Below are 11,810 nucleotides of genomic sequence, written 5' to 3' on the forward strand. Positions count from 1 at the left end.
ACAAATTAACACAGAGATTCACGCTTTAAATTTTTCAGGCAGTGATTCTTTATCAACGCCTTACCAATATCAAATTGAATTACTCATTCCATCAAAATTTAATATCGAAGACCTACTCAATCAAGAGGCCACATTAGAACTATTTACGGGCAATAAAAACTATTATAAAAAAATATATGGAATTATTTACAAGCATGAAGAGATTAATATTAACAATCATTTTCAGCATATAAAAATCAACTTAAATCCAAAATTACTACTATTAGATAAATTTAGTCAACAACGCTTTTTAGCAAAAATAAGTCTTCAAAATTTAATCAGAAAAATCTTAGACAATCATAAAATAGATTATGATTTACTAATAAATAACAACCCTATGATCAATATAGCTCATCAAGCAGGCGAGTCCGATTTAAATTTTTTAAGCCGTATACTTGAAAGGCACGGCATCCATTATTTTTTTGATCATAACCAGGCAAGCAAATTGATCATCACTGATCGACTTGATTTTCATCCTCAAGATCATCACCCTAATACAATGGTTTACGCAATGAGTAGTAAAAATAAGGTCAATACCGAGTACAACGGTATTTATAGCTTTTCCTGTCAACAACAAAAAACACCTAAAAAAATCATTTGCACCAGTTATGCGCCTTGGCATAGTAATTTAAGCCTAGCGAGAGAAGAAATCATCGATGAAAACGGCTATGGCGTTCTTTATTTTGACTACCCAGAGGCGACTAGCTATCAAGACCTAGAATACTTTTCAAAAATAAAATCACTAGAAATACAATCACAACAAAAACAATCACAGCAAAAACATCTTCACTTTTATTCAAAACCGGTTATCACTACTCACTTAAACAACACCCAAAAGAAAATTACAATACAGACTATATTATCATAGAATCACTCAGCACAGGCCAACAACCCCTAGAGCATCTCCCCATTGATCATTACTTATTAGGTAATATGGTTGATGGTATTGATACAACTATTTTAAATAAGACGACATTAAAACTTCACGATAAGAACCAAGCATTTTGCCCACCACAGCGAACAGAAATCCCTAAAATACACGGTATTACTCATGGTGAAATAAAATCTATCACTAGCAACTCATACGACACCATCGACGAAAATGGCTGTTATCAAGTGATTATTCCAGGTGCTGAACAATCTCAGCCGGTACAAGTCCGAAAAGCTGAGAGTTACTCAGGGAAAAATCATGGCATGCACTTTCCTTTACAAAGTCAAACAGAGGTTTTTTTAAGCTTTCTACAAGGTCATCCAGACTGCCCAGTGATCACAGGTGCCGCCTATAACAGCCAACACCCCAATGTAGTTGATAGTGAAAAAACCTATGACCATACTCTTCATATCCCCAATGCCACACAATTAATAATGTCGAGTCAAGACAATAAACCGGGCTATATGTTAAGCACAACAGGTGGTTACCAGGATTCTCATACCGATGGTGACTATGTTACAATGAAGCAAGTCAAAAAATATATAGAAGACATTAACGCTGAAGGCGATATTACCAAAACGATTGGCACAAATAAAAACGTTACCGCCAATGTTCGCTCAGCACGCAGTATTTCTACATTTAATACATCAGCAGCTAATATTTCAGATATCAATACCACACCGACTGATTTTGCACTAGATACTAATGCAGTTCAGCATGAAAACTTTGTTTCTATTTCTAATTCAGAAAAAAAATGGCTATAAAAGTATTTGAGCAATTTTTATTTAGCATAAAATCTGAGTATGATATAGGGCTAACATCCTATGAAGGCAAGCAAGTCACTAATGAAAAAGAGGTACACATAGGTACTGTCAGCAAATATAACCCATTTAAATGGGAAGCCAATAATGTTGAAGAAAAAGTCACCGCAGGTGAGTTCGAACATACTGCTTCAATACTAATGAATACAGTCGCGAATAATAGCTTTACTGCCTTATCACAGCTAGAGCGTATTACGAGTGACATTTCAAGGATTGAGAGTAGAGTACAAAACGTGCAAGTCAATAATAATACTTTTCTTATTCAAAATAACACATATCAAACCAACAACAACTGCATTGTTGGCAACCTAATGATTAACTCTCCTGTTACTATATATACTTAACATTGCAATTACCTCTCTTTTTCAATTAAATCTAATAATAACTGATTAACCTTACGTGAGTAATAAACCAAACTATAAAACCGCTCAACTTCAGTATAGTCGGTAATAACCCCTTCTTTGCTCAACTTTGCAACTTTGCAACGCATTTTATAACGCAAATTATCTAGAGACTCACCTGATGAATCTATTTTTTCCCCATTGCAAGAGTTGATGCAAAAGGCTAGTATTTTCCTGGATAATACCCTTTATTTGCTTTAACTCATGTTCAAATTCACGGCATAATGCGCTAGGCTCTTTTTTAAGCAACTCTAGAATATTCGTTAAATAATGAAACAATATATCAAAACCGGCTTGATAGGCTTGCACTTCTTCACGTTTTTCGCGAGAAAAGGCCAACTCAAAGTTGACAAAGTTTTGTCGAACTTTTAACTGCTGCCAACTTGGATATAATACCCCTTGCCAATGCTTTAACACATTTTTGCGCTCTTCACTCCCCACCGATAAACATGAGAAAATGTCATCGATAAAACATTCAACCTTCTCTAATACACACATATAATGATCTGCTACGCTTTTTTGACCTCTAATAGGAAAAACCAAGCCTGCCACAGCAACCGCGACAGCAGCACCAATAATCGTTTCATAAGAACGTGCGATCAATAATTGAAAATCCCAATGGCTTAATAAAGCGAATAGAAATACAACAAATGATGTAAGAAAAAAACTAACCCAGGCATAAGAAATCACTAAAAAATAAACTGAACAGCCAATGCTAATTAACAGAGAAATAATTAAAGCAATCGGGTGGCCTTTAAGCAATAAGTAATACAGCGCGGTCGCGATAACACCACCAACTAAAGTCATAGCCACTCGCTCACCGGCTTTTTTAATGCTTTCACCAAAAGTGCTTGAAACCAGCATCACCGCCGTTAATGTTGCCCAAATCGCTCTGTCTAAAGGAAAAATATGACCTAGCAATAGAGTGATTAATACTGCTAAAGAAGCTTGTATCGCTTGACGTGTTGCACTATTCACATTCTTTCTCCCATAACGCTAATGTCTCGACAACACGCTCCATGCCTAAAGAAAAGTTAAAAATGTGAACTGAATCTGGCAAGGTCAGGTCAATTTTAAATGGATATTTCCTAAATTTTTCATATTTTTGTCTAAAATCACTGAGACTTGTCAAGCATAGCTTCATTTTATTAACCTTCGATGAGCTTAACACAGCAACCAGCTGCTTCATTAATAGAGTAATATGCTCAAGCACATCGCTGGGGACTTCATTACATTTTACGAGCTGCTCACAACTCTCAAAAAGCATTGCGAAGGTTTTCGCTATACGATAGTGATAATTACAAAAATTTTCCAGTTTTTCATCTTGTTCTAATAATAGAAACTCATTAAGTATACGTACATTATCGTTACGTAAATTCAAAGAAATTTTTATATAATTGCGCTGCGACTCAAAGAATATTTTATCCTGTGTTTTGCTTTGTACATCCTCTATAAAGGCATTTGAAGTCTCTTTAGCAACATTGAATAAAGTCTGCATATTATTTTGTATTTGTTTGCGATCATCAACCGGAAAAACGAAAAAAATAAGAACTAAAGCCACAATCGTTGCAACTCCAATGGCTAACCACATAGCAACCATCGGTGGTTTGGGCATTAACTCTATCACGATATACATTAGAACAACAAACATCGGCGGAAGAAAAAACCGCCCGCCAAAGCGCCTTAAAAAAAATGCAATAAAGACTAAAACAACAAAAACAACATTGCTTAGCCAAGGTATGCTATACAAATTAAGCGCGAGCGTTGTAATAATAAGAATGCCCACTGCTGAGTACAGTACGGTAAAAAACTGCTCGTTACGGCTACGACCAAAACGAAACAGTGATAAAAAACCGCCTGCAAACGTACCAATAATCTGTGCATATGCATTCACTTCAAGCAATAGCAACCACGTTACAATAACAATCAAAACAGTTTTGCTCGCCTGAATTAACTGATTTTGCCGCCGCTGCCACCACAACCCTATGCTTCCTATCATATTTTTTATACTCATATTCTATTTAATTTTTACCTAAAATCACCTCAATTATAACACACCAAAAACACGCTTAATTTAAACACCATATCCACCACCACCGGGTGTTTTCATAATGAATATATCCTGAGGATCCACTTCTAGAGATTGTACCCCTGCAACTTTTTCAATACCACCATTGGCTCGGATAATGCTATTCTCACCTGCTTTAGCGTCTTTTCCTCCTGACAGGCCGAAAGGAGCAACCAAGCGACGCGTTGATAATATAGACAAATTCATCGCCTCTAAAAACGTAAAACTGCGCTCAATACCATCGCCACCTTTATATTTTCCAGCCCCACCACTGCCCTGGCGGACTTTAAAGGTATTTAAACGCACCGGATAACGAGACTCAAAAATCTCAGGATCTGTCATACGGCTATTGGTCATATGCGTATGCACAGCACTCGTACCATGAAATAAAGGCCCAGCGCCACTGCCACCACAAACTGTCTCATAATATTGATATTGATCATTGCCAAAGCTGATGTTATTCATTGTACCTTGTGAAGCTGCCTGAATACCCAATGCTCCAAGCAATGTATCAACAATTTGCTGGGAGATTTCAACATTTCCAGCAACAACGGCTGCTGGGTATTCTGGTGATAATAAGCTCTTTTTTGGCAGAATTAATTGGATAGGTTTTGAAAAAACCTTCATTCAGCGGGATATCCTCATTGACAAATAACCGCATGACATAAAGCACTGCAGATCGGCACACTGCCTCTGGCGCATTCATGTTTGTCATTCTCTGATCCGATGTCCCAGAAAAATCAATAATAATATGATTTTTTTCAGGCTTAATCTTAACTTTAATCACTGCACCATCATCAAGCAGCGTTTCAAATACGCTTGGCTGCTGTAAACTCAGCTTTTCAAGCACTTTATTCGCAGAATAACGCTGAATATAGCGCATATACTCTGCTAAAATAGTTTCACTGTACTCATTAATGGCAGCTTCAAGCAATTTCAAGCCATACTGATTCGCTGCAACCTGTGCCTTTAAGTCAGCAATATTTTGATCAACCAGTCGACATGGATAATCACCGGATAATAATTTATTTCTGACCTCTTCTTCTAGAAAAACACCTTGATCAACAATTCTTTCACCCCTGATAAAAATACCTTCTTCAAAAATAGAACGACTCTCAGCTGGCATCGACCCTGGGCTAATTCCACCAATATCCGCATGGTGTCCACGATTAGCAATATAAAATACCGGCTGGTTTTTGTCAGAGAAAACAGGCGTAATAATTGTAATATCAGGCAGATGAGAGCCACCATGATAAGGCGAGTTTAAAATAAATACATCACCTTGCTTCATTTTGGTTTGAAAGCGTTCTGCAATCGCCCGTACACTCACGCCCATCGCTCCCAAATGTACCGGCATATGTGGCGCATTTGCGACTAAATTACCCGACTGATCAAATAATGCACAAGAAAAATCCAAACGTTCTTTAATATTGACCGATTGCGCTGTATGCTTTAAAACGCTGCCCATTTGCTCAGCAATCGACATAAACCGATTATTAAATATCTCCAATTGAACCGGATCAACCGAACCTGTCAATACTCTCTTTTTCTCTTTTTTAGCCAACTTTTCTAGAATTAAGTGTCCGGATGAAACCCTAGAATAACACCAGCCTTTATCAACAAAAATAGTATTTGTTTTATCAATAATCAGTGCCGGCCCCGTTACCTTCTTATCAAAACAGATTTCATTTAATTGCAATACAACGCGTTCTTGCCACTGACCAGAAATATAAATTTTAACTTTCTTCTCATCACTTAGCACTTGAGAAGTCACATCGTCACACCCAGGTAAAACCACCTGATTCTTGGCAATAATCTCGACACCCAGCTCAGCAACTTCAATTTCCTTATCTTGCGCAAAACCATAATAACGCTTATGCAGCAACAAAAACTCTTTTTCCATTACATCAGGATGAGCCAAATCAAGCCAATGCACCGCTTCTGAACCTTGATAGCGTAAGCCTAGGCGATAAAACCAAACTACAGATTCATCTTTTTTGAAGCTACACTCTCTATTTACTTCATCTAATAAACTATCAAAATGCTTCTTGTTTTGATCAATAAAGTCTGTCAATTTCAAATTAACTGTTTGAGTCCGCAGCATACTTTGATTAGCAAGTCCAATTCCCACCGCAGAAAGCACACCAGCAAACGGAGGGATAATGACTTGGCTAATATCAAGGGCTTTTGCAATTTGGCAAGCATGTTGACCACCGGCACCACCGAAGCTACATAGAGTATAACGAGCGATATCATGACCTCGTTCAACAGAGACTTTTTTAACGGCTCGCGCCATATTATCAATGGCAATCTCTAAGAACCCCTCAGCAATTTCCTCACTACTTTTATTTATTCCCTGCTCTAATAGCTGATCTTGTAATGCTTTAAATTTTTTAACAACAATATCCCGATCTAAACTTTGGTTGGCATCCACGCCAAAGACTTTCGGGAAAAAATCGGCCTGCACGCGTCCTAATAAAACATTGCAATCAGTCACCGTTAATGGGCCATTTTTACGATAGCAAGCCGGTCCTGGATTCGCTCCAGCAGATTCAGGCCCCACCTTAAAACGTTGCCCATCAAACTGGCAAATTGAACCTCCTCCTGCGGCAACCGTATGGATATCCATCATCGGCACAAACAACTGTGTTCTTGCGATATGCGCCGTGTTTGTTCTTTCATACTCACCGGCATAGTGAGCAACATCTGTCGATGTGCCCCCCATATCAAAACTGATTAATTGTGATGCATTAATCACCTCACAACTTTTAACCGCCCCGACAACCCCTCCAGCAGGCCCTGACAAAATCGCATCTTTCGCATGAAAATTATCAGCAGATACCAGACCACCCCCTGATTGCATAAATTTCAAGTCTACGCCTGCAATTTCATTTTTTAGCTGCTTAATATAGTTTTTCAGTAGCGGTGATAAATAAGCATCCACAACAGCCGTCTGCGCACGCGGCAGTATTTTAATTAACCCAGCAACCTGATGACTTAAAACAACGTTATTAAAGCCTAAGTTTTCAGCAATCCGACCCACACGCAGCTCATGCTCGGGATATTGATAAGAGTGCAATAAAGCAACAGCAAGAGTGCTAATTCCTTGCTCACGTAATTTTTTTAATTGGTTAATTAGCTTTTCTTCGTTTAAATTTAAAACAACCTGACCATTCGCCCCCAAACGCTCTTCAACTTCAATCACCTGCTTATAAACAGGTTGGGGCTTTTTAATCTCCAAAGCAAATAAGTCATCACGCGTTTGGTCCCCAATAACCAGCAAATCAGCAAACCCTTGTGTTACACAAAAACCAACAGATTCTCCTTTACGTTCAAGCAATGCATTCGTAACAAGTGTTGTGCCCATTTTCACCGAGGCAATTTTCTGACTATCAAGAGCTTCACTATTATCTAAGCCCATTAATACTTTCATTCCTGCAACAGCAGCATCTTGATAGTGTTCAGGGTCTTCAGAAAGTAATTTATGCTCCAACCAACGACCATCAGGCCTTAGTGCAACAATATCGGTAAATGTCCCACCCCGATCTACCCAGAACTGCCATTTATCCTGTTCTTTTTTGCTTTGCATTATTATTACCCCCCTTTACTCAATTAGGGCAGTTTACCATATAAGACTAATTTAAGTTAAAACGAGGAAAAAGTAGTTATTTTTACTGGTAGCTCAATAAATACTAAAAAATAATAAATCACGTCTTAGAAAAACAAATACTTTAAACACTAACCATATCAATAGATAAATCATAATAATTCATAATTTTCCCTATACCCGATTGGCCAACTTAATAATTACATAACATTTAGATAACTTTCAGTTAAGAATCACACATTACTATCCTCCCAAACCAAAAATAAAAAGGAGTCTAGCAAAAGCCACATTTAAGTTTTCTATAATATTAATAAAGCTAAACTTTAATGAATAATTTCCCTATTAAGGAGCCTTTAATGAAGAACAATATTAAATTTAAAAAAGCAGTACTACTTGGTGCTATCATCACATCTCTTAGCATGGCAGCAGTTCATGCATCAAATAGCTCAAACCCATTACCAAAATTCGGGGCCGTATTCGGAGATGTCCAAGAAAGCTACTCTCCTCAGCAAATAAAAACAGGCATTGATATTATTTCTAAGCACTTTGGTTTAATTAGGGCCTACGATGACTTTGGCGGCGGCGAAAACTATAAGGCATTAATGAGTGAAGCAAGTCAAAAAAATATTCAAGTCATTCTAGGCATTCCTAATACACAGCTCTCTTCAAAACTAGGTACAGTTGCGGCCGCAAAAACTTATCTTGCAGCTCACCTTTACCAACAAGGAACTACCATTTGGCCAAACTTAACTGCAATTATCGTTGGTAACGAAACAGACACAACCTCGTATGGTCCTCAGCTTGCAGGCTATGTTAATAATTTGATTGCTGCTATCAACTCATATCCAGATAATGTGAAAAATAAGATTTCTATCTCCATAGACTTCGGTCCTGGTTTACAAGAAAATCAAAACCGGCAAGCATGCTCAATAAACCCAAACATTATAAATGCAATGAAAGCTGTTGCTAGCAACCCAAGCTCAGCTGATAAAGTTGTATTTGGCAACCTCTATCCCTTCTATGCTCCAGCCAGTGCGATCGACCTAACAACACCGCAGCAAATGATCAATCAGTTTGCTGGTACTTCTACTGGTTGGTACCCTTACTCATGTGCAATGACTGCCATGAAAAATGCCGGTATTACCAATGTTAACTTGAGTACGGGTGAAACTGGCTGGGCAACCGCTGGCAACCCAAATGGCACACTGAATATTGGTGGAGTACAAACACAAAAAACAAATACAACAAAGCTCAATACTTACCTTCAAGCCTATAAAGACTATATTAATACACCTTCTAAATTTACTGGTGTTATGCCATATCAAGGAAAAACGTCAATATTTTTTGAGATGTTCGATGAGCCTGCTAAAAATAAATTCCCTTGGGAACCTCACTTTGGCTTAGATCAATCTATTGATAATCATAATGGAGCATCAAAACCAGGCATAACAATCCCTTTTACTCATTAAGCTCAAAGGCAGCCTAAGCTGCCTTTTTACATTATCACTCGAGATCATCCGGCCCAACTCGCACGACTAATTTGCCAAAATTTTTGCCTTCAAGTAACCCTATAAACGCACCCACTGCATTTTCTAAACCATCAACCCGATCTTCCTTATATTTAATTTTCCCTTCATTCAGCCATTCAGTCATTGCTTGGCTAAACTCGCCATAACGATGACCATAATCATCAAAAACAATAAAACCTTGCATTTTAATACGCTTAATCAATAACTGAGCCATTAGTAATGGCATTCTATCTGGCCCATCCGGTAACTCAGTCGCATTATATTGGGAAATTAGCCCACACAATGGCACCCGCGCACTTGAGTTAAGCAAGGGCAGCACCGCATCAAATACCTTACCGCCGACATTTTCAAAATAAACATCAATACCATCGATGCAAGCGTTTGCTAATTGCTCCTCTAGGTTATTAGCACGATGGTCAATACAGGCATCAAAACCTAACGTATTAACTGCATATTGGCATTTCTCTTCGCCACCAGCAATGCCTACCACTCGACAACCTTTTAACTTAGCAATTTGTCCAACCAAACTCCCCACAGCCCCTGTCGCCGCCGCAACAACCACCGTTTCACCAGCCTTAGGCTGACCGATATCCAATAAGCCCATATAAGCCGTTAGTCCTGGCATCCCCAACACCCCAAGCGCATAAGAAGGATGTACTGGTTTTTTATCAAGCTTCAGTAAATCAGTTCCATCAGCAATAACATAATCTTGCCAGCCACCGTAACAAACCACCCAATCTCCTTGCTCATAGTCAGCATGCTCTGACTTCTCAACACGACAAACTGCACCGCCGACCATCACACCACCTAAGGCAACAGGTTCAGCATAGGATTTCGCATCATTCATGCGTCCACGCATATATGGATCAAGAGAAAGATAGACTGTTCTTAGCAGCACTTTACCCGGTTGAATTACAGGCACCTGTGACTTTTCCAGCTGAAAGTTAGCAACCGCTGGTGCTCCGGTAGGTCGTGATGCTAATAAAATCTGCCGGTTAGTTTGTCTGCTTTGCGTCATGGTTATCTCCTAAATGGTAATTAGCGTACTTGTTCTAGTATCCTTCGCCCAACCCAACAATACCATGCTACTCTAATTTTGAAACAAAATAATCTAACCACTTCATTTTGAGAAGATATAAAAAAAGCCGCAAAAGCGGCTTTTTAAGAAAAAACAAATAGATCAGTTTCCGTAGTACGGACCTTGCTCATTCATCCACTGGTACTGGTATTCAGTCGCATACAGCTGTGGCTGATCAATTGATTGATCTTTAGATGAATTATCCGCAGCGAATGACACAACAGAAGCTGTCGATAAAGATACAGCAACAGATAATAAGACGATAAGTTTTTTCATGATTTAATCTCCTATAAAAATTGCGCTTATTCTAACACAGAAATCATCTAAAACAACATTTATAATGAATAAAACGTGATCAATCTGAAAGCACCTTCATTGACACCGCAATTGCCTTATCACTTTTAAAGACTTTCTTCATCAGCTCATCTCTGTTCTCAGAGGGAACCATTTCAGCGAATGTCTCAATTTTTGATACATAGTCGCCCATTGAGCATGAAGTCTCTGTTTCTAATGCATAATTTTGAGAATGATCATCATATAACCTGCGCACAAGAATATATCCAGTCATGCAATCATCACCAAAATAACGGTAGCCTTGTTCAACTTTTTGTACTGAATGTACCCCTTTGTCCTTAAAGTTTGCATCAAGGTGATCACGTAAACCCTCCATGATGAGCTCAACACCACCATATAACTCGTTATACAACACAGAAACGCTAGTATCTAGTACATATCGGTGTGGCTCAAAACGCATCAACCACACCGTATTCACATCCTCGCTAAATTGATTTTGTAAATAAGGAGAAGGAGAGACATCATTATAATTCGTTTGCTTTTCCAGGCTAACTTCATGTTTTCCCGTTAAATAATCCTTTGGTACTTTAAATTGCATACTCATACCATTGGTATAATACGTGCCATACTCAGACAACGGTGCAATATAACAGCTATCCTTGCCACACTTAGACAGACCTGTTTTATGCTGAGGTCCTGAAGTTGTCGCGCAACCTGCTAGAACAATGGGGAAAACCAAGATGGCTAGATTTTTGTATTTATTCAAATAATTAAGCATTCTTTAACTCACTTTCTAACTCATCGAGTTTGCCATGTCGTCTTTCAAAACAATATTAACTGAGACAGTTCCAAATGAGACGCTTTTTAAATTATCAACTAGTCCTATTAACTCATACATCATCATGTAACATTTAATTTTTCCAAAAAATGTTCCTGATTTAGCTCAAAATAAGGGGACTCCATAACTTCGAGATACAAACCTAAACTTTCAATAAATTCTTTTTCAGGTTGAAAATCTCTACTGTATCCTAAATACATATTG

Annotated in this window: 12 protein-coding genes; 4 read left to right on the top strand and 8 right to left on the bottom strand. The window is 38.2% G+C overall.

The genetic code is table 11. From position 1 onward, the window contains the following. Positions 1 to 16 precede the first annotated feature (16 nt). The 3 genes from BGC07_RS19260 (at position 17) to BGC07_RS03930 (ending at position 2,135) form a co-directional block, all read left to right on the top strand. Positions 17 to 907 carry a contractile injection system protein, VgrG/Pvc8 family gene (locus BGC07_RS19260; protein WP_268801694.1) on the top strand — a complete coding sequence of 297 codons (891 nt, stop codon included), beginning with the start codon at positions 17 to 19 and terminating at the stop codon, positions 905 to 907. 65 nt (positions 908 to 972) lie between these two features. Beyond that, positions 973 to 1,734 (top strand): hypothetical protein, encoded by a 762-nt coding sequence (locus BGC07_RS03925; RefSeq protein ID WP_069312039.1) that lies wholly within the window; start codon positions 973 to 975, stop codon positions 1,732 to 1,734. Further along, positions 1,725 to 2,135 carry a hypothetical protein gene (locus BGC07_RS03930; protein WP_069312040.1) on the top strand — a complete coding sequence of 137 codons (411 nt, stop codon included), beginning with the start codon at positions 1,725 to 1,727 and terminating at the stop codon, positions 2,133 to 2,135. The genes BGC07_RS03925 and BGC07_RS03930 overlap by 10 nt, the downstream gene beginning before the upstream one ends. Positions 2,136 to 2,143: 8 nt before the next feature. Here the strand turns inward: BGC07_RS03930 and BGC07_RS21700 are convergent, their stop codons facing one another. The 5 genes from BGC07_RS21700 to BGC07_RS03945 form a co-directional block, all read right to left on the bottom strand. Further along, the gene (locus BGC07_RS21700; protein WP_235602907.1) at positions 2,144 to 2,281 is read right to left on the bottom strand and encodes a hypothetical protein; all 138 of its coding nucleotides are present in this window, start codon (positions 2,279 to 2,281) and stop codon (positions 2,144 to 2,146) included. Between the two features lie 25 nt (positions 2,282 to 2,306). Next, complete coding sequence (locus BGC07_RS03935; RefSeq protein WP_235602908.1) at positions 2,307 to 3,170, bottom strand: FUSC family protein; 864 nt, start codon at positions 3,168 to 3,170, stop codon at positions 2,307 to 2,309. Next, on the bottom strand, positions 3,163 to 4,191 hold the full coding sequence (locus tag BGC07_RS03940; protein WP_235602909.1) for an FUSC family protein: 1,029 nt from the start codon (positions 4,189 to 4,191) through the stop codon (positions 3,163 to 3,165). The genes BGC07_RS03935 and BGC07_RS03940 overlap by 8 nt, the downstream gene beginning before the upstream one ends. A 75-nt stretch (positions 4,192 to 4,266) precedes the next feature. Next, on the bottom strand, positions 4,267 to 4,887 hold the full coding sequence (locus BGC07_RS21705; protein WP_235602910.1) for a hydantoinase B/oxoprolinase family protein: 621 nt from the start codon (positions 4,885 to 4,887) through the stop codon (positions 4,267 to 4,269). After that, on the bottom strand, positions 4,793 to 7,849 hold the full coding sequence (locus tag BGC07_RS03945) for a hydantoinase B/oxoprolinase family protein (RefSeq protein WP_235602911.1): 3,057 nt from the start codon (positions 7,847 to 7,849) through the stop codon (positions 4,793 to 4,795). Before BGC07_RS03945 ends, BGC07_RS21705 begins: the two co-directional genes overlap by 95 nt. A 374-nt stretch (positions 7,850 to 8,223) precedes the next feature. Here BGC07_RS03945 and BGC07_RS03950 point away from each other — a divergent pair, with 374 nt between their 5' ends. Then, complete coding sequence (locus tag BGC07_RS03950) at positions 8,224 to 9,336, top strand: glycosyl hydrolase family 17 protein (protein ID WP_069312042.1); 1,113 nt, start codon at positions 8,224 to 8,226, stop codon at positions 9,334 to 9,336. Positions 9,337 to 9,370: 34 nt separating this feature from the next. Here the strand turns inward: BGC07_RS03950 and BGC07_RS03955 are convergent, their stop codons facing one another. The 3 genes from BGC07_RS03955 to BGC07_RS03960 all read right to left on the bottom strand — a co-directional run bounded on the left by BGC07_RS03955 (position 9,371) and on the right by BGC07_RS03960 (position 11,546). After that, a complete protein-coding gene (locus BGC07_RS03955) occupies positions 9,371 to 10,414 on the bottom strand; it encodes an NADP-dependent oxidoreductase (protein ID WP_069312043.1) in 1,044 nt (347 codons plus the stop codon). Positions 10,415 to 10,576: 162 nt separating this feature from the next. Beyond that, on the bottom strand, positions 10,577 to 10,750 hold the full coding sequence (locus tag BGC07_RS20525; protein ID WP_158006862.1) for a hypothetical protein: 174 nt from the start codon (positions 10,748 to 10,750) through the stop codon (positions 10,577 to 10,579). A gap of 79 nt (positions 10,751 to 10,829) precedes the next feature. Continuing rightward, on the bottom strand, positions 10,830 to 11,546 hold the full coding sequence (locus BGC07_RS03960; RefSeq protein ID WP_069312044.1) for a hypothetical protein: 717 nt from the start codon (positions 11,544 to 11,546) through the stop codon (positions 10,830 to 10,832). Between the last annotated feature and the right edge of the window lie 264 nt (positions 11,547 to 11,810).

Source organism: Piscirickettsia litoralis (assembly GCF_001720395.1).
Lineage (GTDB): Bacteria > Pseudomonadota > Gammaproteobacteria > Piscirickettsiales > Piscirickettsiaceae > Piscirickettsia > Piscirickettsia litoralis.